The following is a 21308-nucleotide window of genomic DNA, read 5'->3' as shown; positions in this document are numbered from 1 at the left end:
CAACGGGGCACTTCAGGCAGCGAGCGAGCAAACGCGGTTACGGCCGTCCTGCTTGGCGCGGTATAGCTGGGCATCAGCCTGCTGCAGCATGGCTTCCGCGCTGCCCGCCTGCAGATCGGCTGCCACGCCTATGCTGATCGTCACCGCCAGTTGCGGGTGCACCTGCTGCCACGGATGTCCCGCTATCAGCTCACGCAGCTTGTCGCACAACACCGCCGCCTGCGCCAGACTGGTTTCAGGGAAGGCCATGACAAATTCTTCGCCACCGTAGCGCGCCACCAGATCACTCTCGCGCATATGGGTGCGGAAGATTTCGCCCACCGCGCGCAGCACGGCATCGCCGGTAGCGTGGGTCAGCTGGTCGTTAATCCGTTTGAAGAAATCGATATCGGCTATCACCATGCTGAATGGCCGCTGGTAGCGCACCGCGTGGCGATACAGGCTGGCCGCCTGCTCGTCGAAAAAGCGCCGGTTGTGCAGCCCCGTCAGCGCATCACGCACACTGAGTTCGCGCAGCTGTTCGGCCTGCGAGCTGATGGTACGGTGCGATGCCTGCAAAGCTTCATGGCTCTGCGCCAGTTCCGCACTCATTTCATTGAAGGCCCGTGCCAGCAGAGCCACTTCGTCGCGCCCCTCCACCGGCACGTTCTGGCGCAGTGTGCCTTGCTGGATGGCGCGCACGGCAGCGATCAGATGCCGTAGCTGACGGCTCAGGCCTCGGCTAAACAGCACGCCGAGCGCCAGCGCCAGCAAGGCGGCGCCGCTGACGCCCGCCCACAGCGCATCGTACATGGCATCCAGATACTGCTGCTCTTCCCGACTTGGCGTCAGCACGCCTTCCGGCGAAATATAGGCAGCGACCTTGCCGTTGACCTCCACGGCACGCGCATCACGCCGCGCCGCTTCCGGCAGCGGCTCGCCGGGCCGGTACACGCCAGCACCCAGCAGCACGGTGAAATCCTGATCGGCCAATATGAAGTGGTAAGGCGTATCGCCATCGCTGCGCGGCGGCGGTGGACCCCGTCTATCCCTTATCGCATCAGGCGGCGGGCCGCGCCGCGCGTGCTCGACGCCCGGTGGCGCAGCGGGCAGATGTTCGCGTCCGGCGATACCCTCGTCCGGCGGTGGCAAACGATCGTCCGGCGCGGGACGGATGCGCCGCATATAGTGATCAAAAGGTTCGGCCTGATTGGCCGCCTGCCAGCTGCCGTAAGGATGTAAGTAATCACTCACTGCGCTGTAGAAATGCTCGGCGGCGCTCTGGCGCCGGATGATATCGACCTTTTTGCCCAAGCCGTAAGAGGCCAGCCCGCCCACCATGGCCACGGAAGCCAGTCCCGTGAGCAGCAGTGCCAGCATGAGTTTGGTGCGTAAAGACATCATTCTCCCGTCGATTTATTGCCAATCCGGCAGCAATCATACCTGCAGGGCGCGGCGCCTGAAAAAATATTTCCACTTTAAATGTGGCTTTGCAGCACTACTTTTTCATAGGGAAAACAGGGTAGTTATATGCTTTATGTATGCCGAGTATCATAAATCAAAAGTTTATTTATTACTGAACTAGGCCCATACTGCACTGCAACAAACGAAGATATGGAGCTAATCATGAGCACGAGCAAACTGACCTACACCGAATTCTCTGACACCAGTTATCTGAGCAACGTAGCCGCCGCTGCACGCCAGTTGCTGGCCGCCCTGCTGGCTGTGAAGCCGCGTAGCGCCGCAGTCGAAACGGTGGCCGAGCAGCCAGTCTCGAACGCATGGCTGCACAGCCTGGCTCAGGATTGCGAGCGCCATTCCCCCAACCTGTCGGCCGAGTTGCGCTTCATGGCGTCGCGCGGTTAATTGAAGTTAATTCACTACGGAGAAGACTATGCTGACCATCATCGAGAATCTGCCTGCTGCCATCGCTCTGTCCGGCCTGCTGCTGCGCCTCTACCTGGGCGCCGAGCCACAAAACGAACAGTAATCGCCACGCCGGCCCTTGCCTGCCGGCCCCGCAAACAGAAAAGCCGTTCAGTTTGAGCTGAACGGCTTTTCTGTTTTTGCTACTTCGCCAGCGAACGATCTATGCGGCTTTGTTCAGGCGCGAATGGCGCATGCCGTACAGCAGGTAGGTCACGATGGCGGCGCTCATCCAGATCACGAAGATGGTGTAGGTGGTCATCGATAGGCCGAACATCAGATACAGGCAGGCGCCGATACTCAGGCCGGGCACCACATACGGACCGAACGGCACACGGAAGCCCGCTACGGCTGGCTCTCCCGCTTGCTCAGCGCGGCGGCGCATCACCGGCACGGCCAGCGAGACCACGATGAAGGCCGTCAGCGTACCCATGCTGACCATATCCCACAGGAAGGTGGCATCAACAAAGCCGGCAACCAGCCCCACCACGGTACACACGATCAGCGTATTGCGCACCGGCGAACCCGTGCGGGCGCTGACCTTGTTGAACGATGGCGAAATCAGGCCATCCTTGGAAATCGCATACAGAATCCGCGTCTGGCCATAGATAGTCACCAGCGTCACGCTGAACACGGAAATCACGGCACCGGCCGACAGCACCAGCGCAGGCCAGGTCTTGCCCGTCACGTTTTGCAGGATCACAGCCAGCCCCGCTTCCTGACCGGCGAACTTGGAGGCCGGCTGGGCGCCCATGGCCGCTACAGCCACCAGCATATAGAACAGCGTCACGATACCGAGCGCGGCCAGAATACCGATAGGCACATTGCGCTTGGGATCGCGCACTTCTTCGCCGGCCGTCGCCACCGTATCGAGACCGATAAACGAGAAGAACACGGTCGCGGCAGCCGCCGTCACACCAGCCATGCCGGTGTAATGCACGCCATTATCCGGGCTGAAGAAAGGATGGAAGTTGTTGATATCAAAGCCGGAGAACGCAATCACGACGAAGAAAATCAGGATCGCCAGTTTAATCAGAACCATGATGGCGTTGGTCGTGGCCGATTCTTTCGCACCGCGTATCAGCAGGAAGCAGCACAGGCTCACCAGCAGCATGGGCGGCAGGTTGATATTGCCGCTATGTATTTCTATGCCCTTGGGCGTGGATACAATCATCGGCGACCGCAGCACCTCGGCTATATGCCAGCCGAAGGCATTATTGAGGAAGTTGTTCAGATAATCGGACCAGCCTATCGCCGTGGCACTGGCCGCCAGCCCGTATTCGAGCAGCAGACAGGCCGCCATGATGAAGGCGAGGAACTCACCCACAGTCGCGTAGGCGAAGGAATAGGAAGAACCGGAAGCGGGAATGCGGAACGACAGTTCGGCATAGCACAGCGCGGTCAGACCAGCCGTAATCGCGGCGATCAGGAAGGACAGAATCACCGATGGACCGGCCTTGGGCACGGCTTCCACCATGGTGAAGAAAATCCCCGTGCCGATGGTGGCACCAACCCCGATCATGGTGAGGGGAAACAGGCCGATCGAACGGTGCAGACTATTGCTACTGGTAGGAGCAGTTTCTTGGTGATGGCTGACCGGCTTGGTACGGGTCAGTTTCTGGACCAGCGTTTGGTTCACAGGCATTCCTTGTGGGATATATATTCGGGCAAAAAACTTAGCGATTATAGGCTGTTCCAGCCCGCTGCCCTAAAGTTTGTGTGTGTTAAAAAACAACTCACATTTATCCCGCACCAACACTGTGCGCTGGCGGTTACACCTGCTTACTTTTGATACAGCGTAATGTCTAGATTGGCAGCAATACAACCGTTAATCTACAGTCACTTTTTACCTGTTCAGAGGAGCCCGCCATGCCCATCAAGAAGATCCCCACCGTCTCGCGCCGCGTGACGCCGGTTATGGCTGGCGCCGCCTTTGTATTGCTGGGCGTGGCCGCCACTGTGGCTGCCGTCCTGATCCGCGTTTAATCCGGCCGCTCCCCGGCCAGCTCAAGCCGCACGTCGGGCGCGCAAGCGTCCGACTATCCCCGTCGGGAAGTAATACACCGACAGCACCAGCAATACCCCCATCCACAGCGACCAGCGGTCGGCATGCACCAGCCGCGCCAGCAAGGCCAGCACCGGCTCCAGCGAGGAACCGGCCTGCGCCGCCGCCCCCTGCACCAGCGCACCGCTGGCCCATTTCATCAGATCGATCAGATAGGTTTGCGCCACGATGTACAGCGCACTGCCGAGCACCGCGCCATACAGCGTACCGCGCCCGCCGATAAAGGTAATCAGCAGCACGTTCAGCATGATGGCGAACGACAGCGTGGTATCCGGCCCCAGATAGCGCAGCCACAGCACCAGCATGGCGCCGGCCAGCGTGGCACCGAGCGCGCCCAGCACACTGCCCAGCGTGCGGTAGGCCGCCGTGTGATAGCCGATGGCTTCGGCGCGGAACTCGTTTTCGCGGATCGCCTGCAGCACCCGCCCGAACGGCGAAGCGACGATGCGCAGCATCAGCAGGAAAGCCAGCAGCGCCACCACGAACAGCAGGTAGTAAGTAATCACCTTGCCGTTGATGACCTTATCGAACAGCGGTTCTTCCAGCAGGCGGAACGCAGGGCTCAGTAATTCAGGCACAGGGATGGTCAGACCATCGTCGCCGCCTGTCCACTCAGGGAACTGGCTGGTCATCACGCTCACGCAGCTAGCGATGGCCAGCGTCACCATGGCATAGAAGATGGCCTGCACGCGCAGCGAGAACACGCCGATCAGCAAGGCCAGCGCCAGCGACACCAGCATGGCCGCGCCCAGCCCGATCAGCACGGAGCTAAAACTGGGGCCGCGATGCAGCAGCGCCAGCCCCACGCCGTAAGCACCCACGCCGTAAAACATGGTGTGTGCAAACGAGATAATCCCCGTATATCCCAGCATCAGATCATAGGAAGCCGTCAGCACCACGAAAATGCAGATGGTGGCCGCCGCATTGATGGCGCGTGCACCGGGGAACAGGAAAGGCGCCAGTGCCAGCAGCAGCACAATCGCCACCAGCGCCACGCTGAGGCGGCGGCTGCGCGGCAGTTCATTCGAAAGCAGATGGATGCTCATAGTCGTCGATCTCAATGCACAGTCAATGCAAAGTCAATGTGTAAGCGGATACAGCCCGCGCGGACGCCATGCCAGCACCACCAGCATCAGCCCCACTTCGGACAGCAACGCTGCCTTGGGTGCGAGGAAGCCCACGTAGTTACTGGCCAGCGCCACCAGCAGCGAAGCAAGGAAGCAGCCGCCGACGGAACCCATGCCGCCAATGATGATGACGATCAGAATGGACACCAGACTGCTGGCACCTATGCTGGTGGTCAGCTCCTGACGGTACAGCCCCCACAGCACGCCGCCCATGCCGGCCAGCGCCGCACCGGCCACGCTTACGCCGACAAACAGCGTACGCACGCGATAGCCCAGCGCCTGCACCATTTCGCCATTCGCCACACCGGCACGTACCAGCAAGCCGATGCGGGTGCCGTGCAGGATCAGCATCATGGCGACGAACACCAGCAGGCCAGCCGCCGCGCACAGCACGCGGAATTTCTCGATCACCGCATCGCCGAGCACCCATGCGCCATCGAACGCAGCGGGACGCGTCAGCGGAATCAGCTCGGCGCCCCAGATGGCCGTCACCAGTTCCTGCAGCACGGTAGCGGCACCGAAGGTAATCAGGATCTGCATCAGCGCATTGCCATACACGGGGCGGATAATCAGCCGTTCATAAACCCAGCCCAGCGCCGCCGTCACGGCTACCGCAGCGAGCAACGCTAGCCCCAGCGCGGCAGCATTGAGGCCGATGGCATCGGCCTGCAGCCAGTCGCCCAGGCGCAGCAGCACCAGCGTGGCAGCGTAAGCGCCCACGGTGATAAAAGCGCCATGGCCGAAGTTCATCACGCCCATCAGGCCGAATACCATGGTCAGGCCGCTGGCCATGATAAACAGCAGCATACCCATGGCCAGACCGGCCACGGTCAGCGTCAGCCACGTGGCGCTGTCGCCCACCCACAGCCATGTGAGCGCCAGTATCACCGCCAGCACATACCATGGCTGGTAGTCGACTCGCTTACGCGGCAACATCATCTCGGCCGCTGTCGCGGCAGGAGGCATAGCCGTCATCGTGTTCCTCTCTATTGATGCGCTGCGAGCGAGAGCCCCAGCAAACGGGTTTGCAAATCCTGATCGGCTGCCAGATCGGCCATGCGGCCGCTGTGCACGATCACGCCGCCATCCATCACGGCTACGGAATCACCGAGCCGCGCTACGAAGCCGAAGTTCTGCTCCACCAGCAGGATGGTAGTGGCGCTGGCCTTGAGCTGCACAAACGCTTCGGCCAGATGGTCGATGATGGCCGGCGCCAGCCCCTTGGTCGGCTCGTCCACCAGTATCAATCGGCGCGGCTCGATGATGGCACGCGCAATCGCCACCATCTGCTTCTGTCCACCGGACAGCGTACCGGCCGGCTGGTGCCAGAAGCGCTTCAGCGCGGGGAAGATACCGAAGATCCAGTCCAGCCGCGCCGCATCGGGCTTGCCGCTGCGGCAGGCCAGTTGCAAATGCTCCTGCACGGTAAGCTGGGCGAAGATGCCCATGTTCTCGGGAATATAGGCAATGCCCCGCCGCGCAATATCGGGCGTCTCCATACCGGCCAGTTCGCGTCCGTCGAACTGCACGCTTCCGGCCGAAGCACGCCACAGCCCCATAATGGTCCGCAGCGTAGTGCTCTTGCCGGCGCCGTTACGGCCCAGCAGCACAGTCAGTTCACCGCGCGGCACCACCAGATCCACCCCATGCAGAATATGGTATTGCTCGATATGGGTGTGTACCCCGCTCAGTTTCAATAAGGGTTCACTCATGCCGCACTCCCGTCGATCCCAGATAGGCCTGCTGCACCAGTGGCAGCGCCATCACTTCCGCCGGATCACCGTCCGCCATCAGACAGCCCTGATGCAGCACGATGATGCGGTCCGCCAGCGCACCGATCACATCCATCTTGTGCTCGACCAGCAGCACCGTCTTGTCGCGCATGGCCTTGATCTGATGGATCAGTTCCAGCAGCACCGGCACTTCATCCACGCTCATACCCGCAGTCGGTTCATCGAACATGAAGATTTCCGGATCGAGCGCCAGCAGCATGGCCACTTCCAGCTTGCGCTGATTACCATGCGACAGCGTGGCCGCAATCTGGTCGCGCAGCGGCCCCATGGTCACCTGCTCCAGTATCTGCGCCGTGCGCTGGTTGACGGCCTTCTGTTCCGACCACACGGAGAACATGCGCATGCCCACACCGGCGCGGCTCTGCACCGCCAGCCGGATATTCTCCTGCACGCTCAGTTGCGGGAACAGATTAGTCAGCTGGAAGGCGCGGCCTATACCGAGGCGGGTGCGGCGCGCCGCGCTGAACGATGTCACGTCCTGCCCGTGCAGACGCACACTGCCACTGGTGGCGGCTAGCTGGCCCGAAATCAGATTGAAGTAGGTCGTCTTGCCCGCGCCATTGGGGCCGACGATGGCCGTCAGCTCGCCGGCGCGGAAACTGGCCGTCACGTCCTGCACGGCCTGGTGCCCGCCGAAGCGGATACCCAGGCCCTCGGTGGCAAGGGTGACGCGGTGGCTATCACTCATGTGCTTGTAATGTTAAGGCTTGTTATTGACGGGGATAGGCAGCTGGTTCGCCGGAATCTCGCGCACCAGTTCCAGCAGATCCCACTCGTTCTTCTGCTTGTCCTTGGCCTTGATGCGGAAGTGGTACATAGGCTGCATGGCCTGATGGTCTTCCTTGCGGAAGGTCATGGTGCCTTTGGGCGTCTCGAAGTTCATGCCTTCCATCGCGGTGATCAGCTTCTCGGTATCGCTGCTGCCCTTGGTCGCACGCAGCGCCTGCACCACGGCGCTGGCGGCTGCCGCGCCACCGGCCACGAAGAAGTCCGGCGGCGTGCCAGCGAAACGCTTCTTATGCTCGGCCACCAGCCAGCGGTTCATGGCATTGGTGGGGAAGTCATAGTAGTAGTACAGCGAGCCTTCCGAACCGGCATAGGCACTCCAGCCCTTCATCACCGGCAGCAGATTGCCGCCCGGGACCAGCGTAATGTTGTAGCGGCCCGGCTGAAGATTGGCCAGCTTGTTGACCGGGCTGCTGCCCGCCCATGCCACCACGAGGAAGCGCGGCTCCGGCGCTTTCTTAAGCGCGTCGATCAGGCGCTGACCCGGTGCAGTGAAATCCGTGCTGGCCGGCGGCGCATATTCCTCATGCACCACCTTGGCCTTGCTGCCCATCTTGCTCAGGCAGTCGCGTGCAGCGGCAATGCCGTCCTTGCCGAACACATTGTCCTGTGCCAGAAACGCCAGACTGGCCGGCGCCATGGTGGCAGCCGCGCCGGCACAGGCATCATGGAAGGAATTGCGCGAAGTCTTGAAAATGTAGCGGTTGTAGAACTTGCCGGTGATATCGGAAGCCACGGCCGCTTCCACCACCAGAACTTTCTTCATTTCTGCTGCTACCGGCAGCATGGCCAGCGCCGCGCCGGAAGTGGTAGTACCCACCACGATATCAGCGCCATCATCCACATAGGCTTCCGTCAGCAGAGCTTTGGCCATATCGGGCTTGCCCTGATCGTCCTTGTTGATGACGACGATCTTGCGGCCCTCTACCATCATGGTGCCCTGTGTCAGATATTCCAGTCCCAGCATGAAACCGGCCTCGGTCTGGCGGGCATAGGCTTCGAAGGCGGGGTGGCTTTTGCTGGTGATCAGCGCAACCTTGAGTGGCGCGGCCTGTGCCAGCGCGGTGCAGGCCAGCAGGCTGATGGCAGCCCAGACGGTATTACGCAGCTTGTGCGGCATGGGTAACTCCTATTTGATTGGGAAAGTGAATCAGCATCAGCGACTGGCCTACCAAAGCTGGCCGCTGCTGCCCTTCTATTTCGACACTGCAGTCTAATCCTACCAGCACCCGCTCACCGGGCTTGGCCACGGCCGAACGCAGCACGATGGAGCTGCGCACACGCGCACCGGACAGCACAGGCGCCAGGAAGCGCAGATTCTCGACACCGTAATTGAGTACTTCGTCGGCGCCCAGCACATCGAGCAGCGCATGCAGACAGCTAGGCGCCAGCATGGACATGGTGAGGAAACCATGCGCAATCGTGCTGCCGAGCGGGCTTTCGCGCCGCGCCCGTTCCGGATCGGTATGCAGCCAGTAATGATCGCCCGTCGCTGCAGCAAAGCCGTCGATGCGCGATTGCTCTATGCACACCCAGTCCGACAGCCACAGACGCTCACCCACACGCGCCTGCACGCGGGCCACATGGTCAGTTGAAATCATCTCCATCTCGTATAGCTCCGCTTACGGCACGATGGCAAGGAAGGCGCTCAGTGCAGCCTGCGCTTCCACTTCGTTCAGCATAGGCGCATGTCCAACACTGGGCACTTCCACCACTTTCATGTGCGGCGCATCGGCGCGCATGGCTGCGATCTGCGGCGCTTCGATCAGATCCGAGATGCCACCGTACAGCAGCATGGTCGGCACCTTGCGCGCCAGCCGGCGGAAGGCCCAGCGCGCCATCAGCGAGCTGGTTTTAATCTTGCCCTGTTTGATGGCGATGGCGATGGCCGGATCGTACTGTGGGCGGAAGCTGCCATCGGCGTTCTGGCCGAAAGTACGGTGCGCCCAGTGCAGCCAGTCGGCATCGGTGTAGTGCGGGAAGGCTACGGCATTGATGCCCTTGCAGGCCGCCGCTGCCGCCTGCCAGGTATCGACCGGCACGCCCGTGCCCACATAGCCGGCAATGCGCGTCAGACCGCGCTGCGACAGCTGCGGGCCCACATCGTTCAGCACTGCAGCGGCGATCAGGTGGCGGTAGCGCATCGCCATCGTCATGGTGATGATGCCGCCCATCGAGGTGCCGATGAACACGGCGCGGGCGATGCCTAGTTCTTCCAGCAACTGCGCCACATCGCGCGCATACACGAGCGGATTGTAGTTATCGCTATTGCTGTCGTATTCGGATTTTCCACGGCCACGGATATCCACCGATATCACGCGCCGCCCCTGCGCAGCCAGCCATGGCGCCACCATTTCGAAGTCGGCGCTGTTGCGCGTCAGACCGTGAATGCAGACGATGGGGCAGCGTGCCGGACCGGCAGCAGGCGCATAGTCGCGCGCCATCAGGCGCAGACCATCGTGGCTACGCCAGCTCCGCTCGACGTAGGGAAGTTCGGAAGTAATCATAGGACTCCATGCAGAAAAACAGAAACGGCGCACGACGCTCGCGCGCCGTGCGCCGCCCCTTGCTTAGAACTTCACCGACAGCGAAGCTTTGACGGTGCGTGGATCACCGTAGAAGGTAGTCACGGTATTGAAGAAGCCACCGAAGGCATAGCCAGCCACCTTGTAGCGCTTATCCAGCAGGTTGCGGCCATTCAGCGCCAGTTGCAGTTTGCGGTCGCTGCTGGTCCATACCAGACCGGCATCCCACAGGCCGAAGCCTTCCTGTGCCAGCATCAGGTTCTGCGGCACGGTCGCGTCGATCGAAGCGATGCCGGTCATGCGCACCATTTCGCTCTGATACACCTTGCTCTTGTAGGACACGGTGTTATTCAGCGACAGCGTACCGGCACGGCCGAAGGCTGCGAACGGCCAGTCGTAGGTAGCGCTCAGGTTAGCCGAAGTCTTGGGCGTATTCTGGAACTCGGCCTGATCGGCCACGTTGGCCAGCGTCTTGCCGTTGGCGACCATCCATTCCTTGTACTTGGCATCGATAGCGCTGAACATGGCGCTCACGGTGAACTGGTCGGTCACACGGGCAATCGCTTCCAGTTCCAGACCGGTGATCTTGGCCTTACCGGCATTGGTCAGCGTACCGGCGAAGCCGTTCACGCTACCGTCTGCGGCGAAGGTCGGAATCGAGCCGGGAATCTGCACGTTCTTATAGTCGCTATAGAACACCGCCACGTTGGTCTGCAGACGGCCACCATTCAGGTTGGACTTCAGCCCCATTTCGTAGGAGTTGACTTCTTCCGGTGCCACGCCCTGACGCTTCTGCAGCGAAGCAGCCGTGTTAGGACCACCCGATGCTGTCAGATCCATACGCGGATCGAACATGCCGCCCTTGAAGCCCACCGAGTAGGATGCATACATATTGTTCTGACGGTCGATCTTCCAGCCCAGACCCAGTTTGGGAGTGAACTTGGTATCGGTGCGGTTCAGATCATTCTTGCCCAGATCCGTATTGGCTGCCCCACCCACTGCAGCAGGGTTGCCCAGCGTAGGCGAACCTTTCAGGCCCAGATAGGTGCGCTTGTAGATGGCGGCCTGACGCTCGTCGCTGGTGTAGCGGCCACCGATGTTGATGTTGAAATCATCGCTGACGTTGTAGCTGGCATCGGCAAACGCTGCCCAGGTTTTACTATCGATATCGTCGCGGGTGTACAGCGACAGGCCACCGGCAGCGTTGTACAGCACGTCGAATTCATTGAAGGCGTTGGTCTTCATGTAGAACACACCTGCCACACCCTGCCAGCGCGAGCCGGTGTAGGTGAGCTGGAATTCCTGGCTGGCCTGACGGTCGGTATAGATGGCTGGCGCCTCGAACAGCGGCGTATTCAGCGAATCGAAGTCGATCGGTGCATACGATTTGCTGCTGCGGTAAGCCGTGATCGATTTGAACGACAGCGTAGGATCGATGGCGTAGTCCACCAGCAGGCTGCCGCCTTCGGTAGTTACCTGCTGGTCGTGGCCCAGCACCGTGTACAGATTGGCGCGGGTATCGTAAGGACCGGACAGCGGGGTTTCATTGGCTGGCGCCGGGCCGTTGGTCAGACGGTAGCCCTGCTTGGGCAGCGAATCGTCCACCGTGCGGTCTGCCGACAGGCGCACGAACAGCGAAGCCGATGGCGTCAGCTCGGCGCTGACGCGGCCAGCCACCACTTTCTTGTTGTAGTTGTCGAGACCATTCAGCACGTTCTTGCCGTAGCCGTCGCGATTGAAGGTGGCCACGGTACCACCCACGCGCAGCATGTCGGACAATTCGCCGCTGGCTTTCACCACCAGATCGCGCTGGTTGTAGCTGCCGATGGTGCCTTTCATATCCAGCGTATTGCCTTTGGCCAGACGGCGCGTGACATACTTCACGGCGCCGCCTATGGTGTTACGGCCGTACAGCGTACCCTGCGGGCCACGCAGCACTTCGATGCGGTCCAGATCGTAGATATCGGTCAGCGCACCTTGAGGGCGGGCCAGATACACGTCGTCGAGGTAGATGCCCACGCCTTGTTCGTAACCGGCTACCGGATCCTGCTGGCCGATACCGCGGATGAAGGCGGTCAGCGTGGTGTTGGTAGCGCGCGAAGTTTTCAGCGTGGTGTTCGGCAGCGCATCAGCGAGGCCGGTGAGGTCGGGGATGCCGGATTTTTCCAGTGCCGTACCGGAGATGGCCGTGACCGAACCCGGCACATCCTGTATCAGCTCGGCGCGACGACGGGCCGTAACGATAACCTTGTCCGGTTCGTTCGCAACAGGTGCGGCGGCAGCATCGGCGGCCACGTCCGCTGCGGCGGCATCAGCAGAAGCAGCAGCTGCAGCAAAAGCCTGACCGGCAGCCAGACCGGAAATGGCCGAAGCGGCCACCATCATTGCAACGGAACGACGCAGCACCAGCGTGCCTTGTTTCGAAAAACGCATAGCATCTCCTCCAGTTATTTTTTAGTATTTATATGCACCATGTCGGGCATTGCGCTGAAGTGTGCCCGTTATGACAACATAGATAAAGATGAAGCCATGCACGGCATGTGTGCAGAAATGCACAGCTCCCTCCGACGTTGCCGTGGCGTATTAGCGCAATTTATTAGATTGCCCGCTCACGGCCTTCCCAGTACGGTGCGCGCAGTTCGCGTTTCAAAATTTTTCCTGCGGCGTTACGGGGAAAACTGCTGACCAGCGCAACAGCGCTGACTCGTTGATACCGTGCGGCAACGCGCACATTAATCCAGTCGCGTAATTGCTCGGGGGTGCAGACTTTGCCGAAGGTCTGTTTCATTTGCACCACAGCGAACGGCGTCTCGCCCCACTTCTCATCGGGCACACCGAACACCACCACCTCGGCCACATCAGGGTGGGTCGCAATCACTTCTTCTATGTCGCGCGGATAGACTTTCACACCGCCGCTATCGATCATGTCCTTCTTGCGATCGACCAGATACAGATAGCCTTCCTCATCGATGCGGCCGATATCGCCCGAGTACAGCCAGCCATCGCGTATGGTCTGCGCCGTCAGTTCGGGCTGGCCGTAGTAGCCGGACATCAGCAGCGGCCCGCGCCCTGCTATCTCGCCGATCTCGCCCACCTCCGCTTCGCTGCCATCCTCGCGCACGATGCGCAATTCGAAGAACGGCGGCGGCACGCCTACCGAGCCCAGTTTGCGCGCCGTGTCGCGCCTATCGAGTACGGTGATGAAACCTTCCGTCAATCCGTACAGCTCATGCAGCCGCCCCGGCAGCAAAGACTCGAGCGCCTGCTTGCGCGCCAGCGGCAACGGCGCACCGAGCGACAGCACCACCTGCAATGAAAGCAGTTGAACGGGATCGAGATCGGGCAGATCGAGAATCGCAGCGATCTGCGAAGGCACCAGCATGGTGTGGGTGACTTTTTCGCGTGCCACCGTCGCCACGAAAGCACGCGCATCGAAAGCGCCATGCAGCACATAGCGCGCGCCCTGCGCAAAGGCCGGCATCATCATCACGTAGGCGCCATTGAAGACGATGGCGCCCGTGTGCAGCACCACCGATTCCGGCGTCAACCGGAAGATGCTGGCCATCAGCGCCGCATAGTGGGCCCGCACGCGATGCGTGAGCAGTATGCCTTTCGGCTGCCCCGTGGTGCCGCTGGTGTACATGATGTTGCACGGATGTTCGGGCGTGAAGTGCGGACGCTGCTGCATGGCTGCGCAACCCGCAACAAAGCCCGCATAACTGTGCGCGGCCGGCACTGCTGCAACGCACACCAGCTGCACCGGCATGCTCAGCGCCGCGATCGCCGCGCTCACGTCGGCCTGGGTCGCTTCGCTGGCAAATACGATCTTGGGCGCTGCATCCTGCAGCAGCGATTGCAGGCCGCTGCATTGCAGCAGCGGCGACAGCGGCACGGCCACTGCACCGAGATCGGCACAGGCCCAGTAGATGGTCAGCAGTTCCAGGCAGTTGCCCAGCACCGTGGCCACACGGTCGCCCGGCTGCACGCCGGCTTGCGCCATGGCCTGCGCCAGCTGGCCGCAACGCGCTGCGAACTCGCGCCAGCTCAGGCGCTGTTCGCCAAATACCACCGCCACTGCCTCGGGCTGATAGCGCGCGTGGTGCGCAAGCAGGCCGGCAATACACAAGGCATCCATAACATCCTCAAGGTCGGGAATTCAATGTGTGCGGATTTTAGAGACAAGAAACCACGGCGGAAACGGGAATTCTTGCCAACCCGTTGTGCGTTGTTGCACAATCAATCGCATGAATAAACTGCCCGAGTGGACTGACCTGCGCTACTTTCTGGAGCTGGCCCGTGCCGGCACCCTGACGGGCGCTGCGCGCCGGCTCGCGGTCGACCACACCACCGTGGCGCGCCGCATACAGCGGCTGGAACACGAATTCGGTACGCCGCTGTTCGACCACCGGCGCGAAGGCTATGAACTCACCGAGCAGGGCCGCGCACTGGTACCCCATGCGGAACTGATGGAAACGGCGGCCATGTCCGCGCTCGAACAGCTGGCCGGCAAAATGCAGGGTGCACGCGGCGTGGTGCGGCTAGGATCGCCCGAACTACTGGGCTCCGTGCTGGTGGCGCCGCGCGTGCAGGAGCTGGTGACCGTCAATCCCGAACTGCATCTCGATCTGCTGCTGCTGCCGCGCTTCGCCAATCTGGCCAACCGCGAGGCAGACCTCAGCATCACGCTGGACGCACCGGAAACGGGGCGCTACATGGTCACACGCCTGAGCTGCTTCCGCTACTACCTGTTCGGCTCGCGCAGCTATCTGGCCAAGTTCGCGCCCATCACGCGCAAGGAAGATCTGGCCGAACACCTGTTCATCGACTACGTGCAGACGCAGCTGATGAGCACAGGTTTGAACTATCTGGATGAAATCGGCATCGTGCCTAAGCGGCGCTTCTGCGCCACCGGCATGCTGGCCCAGTGCGAAGCAGCCAATGCCGGCATAGGGCTGGTGATGGCGCCGCCGTATGCAGCGCGCAAATATCCGGATCTGTTGCCGGTGCTGCCCGATATCGTGTATGCCCACCGCACCTTATGGCTGGTCGCACCGTCCGACCTGTATGGCCAGAAGCGCGTACGTACCGTGTGGGACTGGTTGCGTGCCACGGTGGAAAGCCAGAAGGACCAGCTATTCCTGCCGTCGCACTACACCCAGCAGATGATAGAGCCACGCATGGAGCCGGTGGCCATCAACGTCTAGCCAGCACCGGCCGGTGCTAGCTTGCTAGCCTATCCGGTGTACCATCAGGCCGGCGCGTAAACCCACCCGCACATCGGGATTCGGGAACACCACCAGCTCTTCCGGATACTGCACCGTGTAGACGGTGTCGCCATCGCGCGCAATCTCTTCGCCCTGACGCATGGCCGTAAAGTTATGCGTCTCGCGCCCAAAAGCCATGCGGAAGTTGTCGCTCAGTTTGATGATCTGGCGCGCCGTGGCAAAGATATGCGGCTGGCGTGCCTGCGTGGCTGGCGCCACACCGCGCAGCAGCGCATCGAGCGCGGCCGAAGCATCGGCGAACTGGCCGATGTCGTTGTTACCCAGCGTGCCGATACGTCCCAGTTCGATAGTCGTACCAGCAGCCTGATGGTATTCGGCCGAGTAGTAGCTATACGTACCCACCGACGCCGGATTCATGATGACAGCGCCCACACCGGCATGGCCCAGCCAGTGCAGCAGTTGCTGGCGCGGCTGATCGGCGATCAGTTCCGGTACGATGGCAAACGCCGGATACACGGAAGGACGGATGGCCGTGTGCAGATCGAGGTGCCAGCGCACGGGACCAGCATTCTGGAAAAACTCACTGGTCGCGGCCACCATCACATCGGCACGCGCCGCTTCGGCGGTTCCGGCCAGCGTACCGCGCTCGGTGCGGAACATGCGGTTCAAGTCCGCATCGATAAAGCGCTTACCGGCGCGGATGGCATCGATATTCCCCACGCACAGCATCAGATCGACTGCCAGCGCAGCCGGCTGATCCGCCACATCGAGCGATAGCTGATCGAGCAGATAGGCCAGCACTTCGATAGGCCCCGTCTCGTCGCCATGCACGCCCACCGACAGCACCACGGCAGGGCGCGGCGCAGAGGCGGAGCCGCCGGATGAAACACTGGCCGCAGTATCTGCAGCGCGCTGGATGGTGAGGATGCCGTCCGCCGGCTGGCCGACGGCATATCCGGCAGCAGTGAAACGCTGCGCGACCACGCTGAAATCCGCCTCAGCGAGGGCGCGCACTGCTGCTGGCAGTGCAGTACTGATCTGACTCATTGCACCTGCCTTAGCCTTAAGCTGCCAGCGGGGTGGCCGTCGCTTCCGACAGCGCCCACACATCCAGCATGGCCTGTTCCAGATCGCTGGCCAGCGCGAAGCCGGACAGGTCCAGCGCATTCACCACCAGCTCGACCGCTTCGGCCGGGCTATGGCTGCTATCGGCATGCTTGAGCACCTGTGCCAGCAAACGCTGCTGGGTACGACGCAGCGCGTTCTGTGCGTAGCTGCGCAGCTGTTCCTGCGAGCGGTTCAGTGCTGGCAGCTTGAGGCCGCGTTCCAGCGTATCGATGCCCACCTGTGCACGCAGCGCCATGCCCACCTGCACAAAGGCTGGCAAGTCCATGCCTTGCGGACGTTTCACGGCCAGCGCAGCAAACACGAAGGCAGCGATGGCCTCGATACCATCCACCGCCTGCCATGCCTGCACGAATTCGGCACGCAGACCAGCCGTAGCTTCAGCATAGTCCGAACCCTCGGCCGCACCGATCTTGGCCAGCGTTTCCGGCTGGGCGAACAGCTTGCTCAGTTCCGCCACACCGGCACGCAGCTGGTCGGCTGGCACGGCCAGCACGCCTTCGATCACGGCTTTCTGCAGCACACGGGTGCGGCCATCGACCTTGATGGAGACGGCGCGCGGAATCTTCAGCGCATCGGCATCCAGCGTGTTGAACACTGGCGCCAGATTCAGCGCCGACCATGCCTGACCCCATGCCAGTATCACATCGGACTCGCTCACGCCATGTTCGGCGGCGACCTGACGCAGCATCAGCGGACCGCAGCGGTTGACCGATTCGTTGGCCAGCACGGTCGCCAGAATCGCATTGGCCAGCGGGTGCGCCAGCGCAGAGCGGGTAGCGACCAGCAGATCAGGGAAGTAAGGCGTGAGCACGGATTCGGCCCAGCCCAGATCCGTCAGCGGCAGCGCCGACAGGATGCGTTTGTAGCGGTTCTTCACGTTGGCAATCACCACCGCCAGTTCCGGCGTGGTCAGGCCGCGGCCGTCAGCCTTGCGGCGTGCCAGTTCGGCGACCGATGGCAGCTGTTCCAGTTCACGCGACAGCGCGCCCTCTTCTTCCAGACTGGCGATCAGGGCAGCATAGCCATCCTGTACGCCGGCGTCGCCCTGTGCCTGGGCTTCGCGCACCAGCAACTGGGTCTGCAGCGTGTTATCGCGCAGTACCAGACGTTCGATATCGGCCGTCATGTCGTTCAGCACGCGGTTACGGTCAGCTTCGCTGAGCTGGCCCGCATTCATCTCCACGTCCAGCCACATCTTCGCATTCACTTCGTGGTCGGAGCAATCCACACCGGCCGAGTTATCGATCGCATCGGTGAAGATGCGGCCACCCGTCAGTGCAAACTCGATACGGCCAGCCTGCGTGGCACCGAGGTTGCCGCCTTCCGTCACCACTTTGCAGCGCAGCTGATTACCATCGACGCGGATGTTGTCGTTGGCCCGGTCTTTCACCTGTGCGTGGGTTTCAGTAGAAGCCTTGATGTAGGTACCGATACCGCCGTTGTAGAACAGATCGACCGGCGCTTTGAGGATGCGATGCATCAGTTCTTCCGGTGCCAGCGCGCTTTCTTCGATATCCAGTACGGCGCGGATTTCCGGCGACAGTTCGATCGAACGGGCGCTACGTGGATACACGCCGCCGCCAGCCGAGATCAGATCCTTGCTGTAGTCTTCCCACGACGAGCGTGGCAGCGCAAACATGCGGGCACGTTCGTTGAACGATTTTTCCATGTCCGGATTCGGATCGAGGAAGATGTGGCGGTGATCGAAGGCTGCCACGATTTTCAGTTTGCGCGACAGCAGCGCGCCGTTACCGAACACGTCACCCGACATATCGCCCACACCCACCATGGTGACTGGCTCGGCGTGGATATCGTGATCCATTTCGTAGAAGTGGCGCTTCACAGCCTCGAATGCGCCCTTGGCGGTGATACCCATTTTCTTGTGGTCGTAACCGTTCGAGCCGCCCGAAGCGAATGCGTCACCGAGCCAGAAGCCGCGCTGCACGGCGATGCCGTTGGCGATGTCGGAGAAGGTCGCCGTGCCTTTGTCGGCCGCCACCACCAGATACGGGTCGTTGCCGTCATAGCAGACGGTATCGGCTGGCGGAACAATCTTGCCCAGCAGGCGGTTGTCGGTCACTTCCAGCAGGCTGGCGATGAACAGACGGTAGACGGCTTCGCCTTCTGCCGCGATGGTTTCACGCACAGCGTCTTTCGGCATCTGCTTGCAGACGAAACCACCCTTGGCACCAGCGGGCACGATCACAGCGTTCTTCACCATCTGCGCTTTCACCAGACCCAGCACCTCGGTGCGGTAGTCTTCCATCCGGTCGGACCAGCGCAGACCGCCACGAGCCACAGGGCCGCCGCGCAGGTGCACGCCTTCGAAGCGGCGCGAGAACACGAAGATTTCGCGGAACGGACGTGGCTCCGGCACCAGCGCCAGATTGCTGGTATCGAATTTGAAGATGATCTTGTCGCCCTGCTGGCTGTTCTGGAAGTAGTTGGTACGCACGGTGGCGCCCATCAGATCGGCCATAGCGCCCAGCACTTCTTCGCTGTCGGCGTGGTTAATCGCTGGCAGACGGCTCTTGATGGCGGCCAGTGCTTCCAGTGCCGCAGCGCGGGTCGCTTCGTCATTGGCCGGGTTAAAGCGCTGCAGGAAGGCGTCCACCAGCTGCTTGACCACCACCGGCTGCTTGCGCAGGGTTTCAGCAATGTAGCGAACCGAGAAACGGCTGCCGGTCTGGCGCCAGTAGCTCATGTAGGCACGCACCAGCTGGATGTGGCGCACGCTCAGGCCACCGAGCACCACCAGACCATTCAGGCGGCCATCTTCGGCTTCGTTGTTCAGCAGTGCAGCCAGCAGTTCTTCCGTCACGCCGACGATGCCGTCGTGTGCCAGCGCTTCGGCGCTGGCAGCATCGACCGCCAGACTGGTGACGTAGTGGCGCTGGCCATCCACGCGCAGCGCATGGGTCTGTTCACGGTCCACCAGCACACCGGCGTTATGCAGTGCCGGCAGTATCGCCGACAGGGCGGGTACGCGTTCCACCGAATACAGGCGGATGGTGGTGCCGCTGGCGGCGATCTGCACGCGCACGTTGACGCGGTTCATATCGCTGCGGCGCAGGATCACGCCCAGATCGAGGAAGGCTGCCTGCGGCGTGGTAGTCGCCACATAATCGACCGGCAGCGTAGCGCACATGCGGCGCAGGCTGGCGCGCAGCGCCACGTCGGCCACCGCGTCGGCCTGTGCCGAGAACTGGTCATGCCAGCCGTCCAGCACGGACAGCAGCGGTTGCTGGATATCGCTTTCCAGATCGAGCGGATAGCGGGCAGCGTGAGCGATCAGATACACGCGGGCCAGCGGGCCATCGGCCACCAGCGTCTGCGAGCTGACATGGCTGGCGCCGGAACTGGCCTGCAGTGCCTTGGCCAGCGCCGAAGCCACACTGGCGCTGTAGCGCTCGCGCGGCAGATACACCAGCACGTTCAGGTGGCGTGCGTACACGTCGCGGCGGGCAAACACTTTGGTACGGGGCTGCTTGTACAGCGACACCACGGCGCCGCACACTTCGGCCAGCCATTCGGTTTCCGCTTCCAGCGCTTCGGTACGCGGCAGCGATTCCAGAATCTCGATGAATTTCTCGGCGCGGAAACCTTCCTGACGCACACCGGCGATGCTCAGCACCTTGGCTACACGGCCACGGGCGAACGGCAGACGGTTCAGCGGGGTGGCGGTAGCGGCGCGGGTGAACAGGCCGACGAAGCAGTATTCGCCCAGAATCGCGCCTTGCGCATCCGTGTGGCGCACACCGATGAAGTCCAGCTGCTGTTCGCGGTGCAGTGTGCCTTCCACGTCGGCCTTGACGATGGACAGCGCGTTGGCGCGTTTCGACAGCGTGTCGAAGTCGCCCGGAATATTTGCCAGACAGGTGCCGTAGACAGGATGCGAAGTATCCTGCAGCACACCGATGCGGCTAGGGATATCGCGTTCCAGTTCGCGCACACCGGCTTTCACCTGATAGTAGGCGTAGCCGAACGGCTCGAAGCCTTCGGTGCGGGCCCAGTCGAGGAAGGCAGCGACTTCCTTGCCTTCTTCGCTATGCGCAGCCGCCTCGGCGCCGATGCGCTCGAAGTGGGCCAGCATGGCGGCCGTATCGCGGCGCACCACAGCAGCATCGCGCGACACCATTTCCAGACGCTCGACCAGCATGCCCAGTTCCGCATCCGGCAGGTCTTCCGCCAGCAAGCACAGTACATACGATTCCAGCTTGTCGCCGCTCTGGCCGACTGCCGTCACCGCGCCATCGGCATTGCGGCCCACGGCCAGCACGCCGTTCAGCACCGCATTCACGCCCACGCGCAGTTTGCGCGCTGCCATTACGATCGAATCGACCAGATACGGCATGTCGTCATTCAGGATCAGCAGCGCGGTCGCCATGCCGCCGCGGCCATCGTCGTAGCGCAGGCGGGCAATCTGCGCAGCGCTGCCGCGACGCTGGGAAGCCTGCGTGAAACCATCCCACAATACCGGAGCCAGACTGGCAGGCGCAGTGCCAGCCAGATCTTCATCGTCCAGTGCACCGAGCCAGGCGCTGATCAGCGCAACGACGTGGCTGCTGCCGGCAGCAGGCTGGCGGGCATTTACCAGTTCCAGAGTCTGTGCACGCAGGTCTTGTGACATTTGTTTCATTGTTGCTTCTCCAATACGTTATGAGTATTTTTGCTTGCAGGACCGCGCCGGCTTGTGGCTGCGCGGCCGTGGTTGAATTAAAAACCTAGCCTCATTAAACACCAAATAGGCGTCA

15 protein-coding genes are annotated in these 21308 nt (G+C 61.8%); 2 read left to right on the top strand and 13 right to left on the bottom strand.

Features of this window, described 5'->3' with window-relative positions; genetic code table 11:
* Positions 1-12: 12 nt before the first annotated feature.
* The gene (locus GTP23_RS00280) at positions 13-1380 is read right to left on the bottom strand and encodes a GGDEF domain-containing protein (RefSeq protein ID WP_161033379.1); all 1368 of its coding nucleotides are present in this window, start codon (positions 1378-1380) and stop codon (positions 13-15) included.
* Positions 1381-1605: 225 nt separating this feature from the next.
* On the opposite strand from GTP23_RS00280, the gene GTP23_RS00275 reads away from it, so the two are divergent.
* Complete coding sequence (locus GTP23_RS00275; RefSeq protein ID WP_229255874.1) at positions 1606-1845, top strand: hypothetical protein; 240 nt, start codon at positions 1606-1608, stop codon at positions 1843-1845.
* A 223-nt stretch (positions 1846-2068) separates the two neighbouring features.
* On the opposite strand, the gene GTP23_RS00270 is transcribed toward GTP23_RS00275, so the two are convergent.
* The 10 genes from GTP23_RS00270 to GTP23_RS00225 form a co-directional block, all read right to left on the bottom strand.
* Positions 2069-3544, bottom strand: a complete 1476-nt coding sequence (locus tag GTP23_RS00270; RefSeq protein ID WP_161033378.1) for an APC family permease — start codon at positions 3542-3544, stop codon at positions 2069-2071.
* A gap of 368 nt (positions 3545-3912) precedes the next feature.
* Positions 3913-5016 (bottom strand): branched-chain amino acid ABC transporter permease, encoded by a 1104-nt coding sequence (locus tag GTP23_RS00265; RefSeq protein WP_161033377.1) that lies wholly within the window; start codon positions 5014-5016, stop codon positions 3913-3915.
* 33 nt (positions 5017-5049) lie between these two features.
* Entirely contained in the window at positions 5050-6072 is a 1023-nt protein-coding gene (locus GTP23_RS00260; RefSeq protein ID WP_229255873.1) for a branched-chain amino acid ABC transporter permease, read from the bottom strand.
* Between the two features lie 11 nt (positions 6073-6083).
* Positions 6084-6809: an ABC transporter ATP-binding protein gene (locus tag GTP23_RS00255; RefSeq protein ID WP_161033376.1), complete on the bottom strand. Its 726-nt coding sequence runs from the start codon at positions 6807-6809 to the stop codon at positions 6084-6086.
* Positions 6802-7578 carry an ABC transporter ATP-binding protein gene (locus GTP23_RS00250; protein ID WP_161033375.1) on the bottom strand — a complete coding sequence of 259 codons (777 nt, stop codon included), beginning with the start codon at positions 7576-7578 and terminating at the stop codon, positions 6802-6804. Before GTP23_RS00250 ends, GTP23_RS00255 begins: the two co-directional genes overlap by 8 nt.
* A 12-nt stretch (positions 7579-7590) precedes the next feature.
* Positions 7591-8796 (bottom strand): substrate-binding domain-containing protein, encoded by a 1206-nt coding sequence (locus GTP23_RS00245; protein ID WP_229255872.1) that lies wholly within the window; start codon positions 8794-8796, stop codon positions 7591-7593.
* Positions 8777-9277, bottom strand: coding sequence for a MaoC family dehydratase (locus GTP23_RS00240; protein WP_161033374.1), 501 nt, complete (start codon positions 9275-9277; stop codon positions 8777-8779). The genes GTP23_RS00245 and GTP23_RS00240 overlap by 20 nt, the downstream gene beginning before the upstream one ends.
* Before the next feature lie 21 nt (positions 9278-9298).
* Positions 9299-10183 carry an alpha/beta fold hydrolase gene (locus GTP23_RS00235; protein WP_161033373.1) on the bottom strand — a complete coding sequence of 295 codons (885 nt, stop codon included), beginning with the start codon at positions 10181-10183 and terminating at the stop codon, positions 9299-9301.
* Between the two features lie 63 nt (positions 10184-10246).
* On the bottom strand, positions 10247-12634 hold the full coding sequence (locus tag GTP23_RS00230) for a TonB-dependent receptor (RefSeq protein ID WP_161033372.1): 2388 nt from the start codon (positions 12632-12634) through the stop codon (positions 10247-10249).
* Between the two features lie 163 nt (positions 12635-12797).
* Positions 12798-14336, bottom strand: coding sequence for a class I adenylate-forming enzyme family protein (locus GTP23_RS00225; RefSeq protein WP_161033371.1), 1539 nt, complete (start codon positions 14334-14336; stop codon positions 12798-12800).
* Positions 14337-14445: 109 nt separating this feature from the next.
* Between GTP23_RS00225 and GTP23_RS00220 the strand changes: the two genes are divergently transcribed.
* The gene (locus GTP23_RS00220) at positions 14446-15405 is read left to right on the top strand and encodes a LysR family transcriptional regulator (protein ID WP_161033370.1); all 960 of its coding nucleotides are present in this window, start codon (positions 14446-14448) and stop codon (positions 15403-15405) included.
* A gap of 24 nt (positions 15406-15429) precedes the next feature.
* Here the strand turns inward: GTP23_RS00220 and GTP23_RS00215 are convergent, their stop codons facing one another.
* Positions 15430-16473 (bottom strand): succinylglutamate desuccinylase, encoded by a 1044-nt coding sequence (locus GTP23_RS00215; RefSeq protein WP_161033369.1) that lies wholly within the window; start codon positions 16471-16473, stop codon positions 15430-15432.
* 16 nt (positions 16474-16489) lie between these two features.
* Positions 16490-21193, bottom strand: coding sequence for an NAD-glutamate dehydrogenase domain-containing protein (locus GTP23_RS00210; protein ID WP_161033368.1), 4704 nt, complete (start codon positions 21191-21193; stop codon positions 16490-16492).
* Between the last annotated feature and the right edge of the window lie 115 nt (positions 21194-21308).

The organism is Duganella fentianensis (assembly GCF_009857835.1).
GTDB classification, from domain to species: Bacteria; Pseudomonadota; Gammaproteobacteria; order Burkholderiales; family Burkholderiaceae_D; genus Rugamonas; species Rugamonas fentianensis.
This window is presented reverse-complemented; position numbering and strand designations above follow the sequence as displayed.

What these genes read in the sequence shown, in the direction of transcription:
- GTP23_RS00280 (WP_161033379.1), bottom strand. Translation starts at nt 1,380, where the DNA reads ATGTCTTTACGCACCAAACTCATGCTGGCACTGCTGCTCACGGGACTG.
- GTP23_RS00275 (WP_229255874.1), top strand. Translation starts at nt 1,606, where the DNA reads ATGAGCACGAGCAAACTGACCTACACCGAATTCTCTGACACCAGTTAT.
- GTP23_RS00265 (WP_161033377.1), bottom strand. Translation starts at nt 5,016, where the DNA reads ATGAGCATCCATCTGCTTTCGAATGAACTGCCGCGCAGCCGCCGCCTC.
- GTP23_RS00260 (WP_229255873.1), bottom strand. Translation starts at nt 6,072, where the DNA reads ATGACGGCTATGCCTCCTGCCGCGACAGCGGCCGAGATGATGTTGCCG.
- GTP23_RS00255 (WP_161033376.1), bottom strand. Translation starts at nt 6,809, where the DNA reads ATGAGTGAACCCTTATTGAAACTGAGCGGGGTACACACCCATATCGAG.
- GTP23_RS00250 (WP_161033375.1), bottom strand. Translation starts at nt 7,578, where the DNA reads ATGAGTGATAGCCACCGCGTCACCCTTGCCACCGAGGGCCTGGGTATC.
- GTP23_RS00245 (WP_229255872.1), bottom strand. Translation starts at nt 8,796, where the DNA reads ATGCCGCACAAGCTGCGTAATACCGTCTGGGCTGCCATCAGCCTGCTG.
- GTP23_RS00240 (WP_161033374.1), bottom strand. Translation starts at nt 9,277, where the DNA reads ATGATTTCAACTGACCATGTGGCCCGCGTGCAGGCGCGTGTGGGTGAG.
- GTP23_RS00235 (WP_161033373.1), bottom strand. Translation starts at nt 10,183, where the DNA reads ATGATTACTTCCGAACTTCCCTACGTCGAGCGGAGCTGGCGTAGCCAC.
- GTP23_RS00230 (WP_161033372.1), bottom strand. Translation starts at nt 12,634, where the DNA reads ATGCGTTTTTCGAAACAAGGCACGCTGGTGCTGCGTCGTTCCGTTGCA.
- GTP23_RS00225 (WP_161033371.1), bottom strand. Translation starts at nt 14,336, where the DNA reads ATGGATGCCTTGTGTATTGCCGGCCTGCTTGCGCACCACGCGCGCTAT.
- GTP23_RS00220 (WP_161033370.1), top strand. Translation starts at nt 14,446, where the DNA reads ATGAATAAACTGCCCGAGTGGACTGACCTGCGCTACTTTCTGGAGCTG.
- GTP23_RS00215 (WP_161033369.1), bottom strand. Translation starts at nt 16,473, where the DNA reads ATGAGTCAGATCAGTACTGCACTGCCAGCAGCAGTGCGCGCCCTCGCT.
- GTP23_RS00210 (WP_161033368.1), bottom strand. Translation starts at nt 21,193, where the DNA reads ATGAAACAAATGTCACAAGACCTGCGTGCACAGACTCTGGAACTGGTA.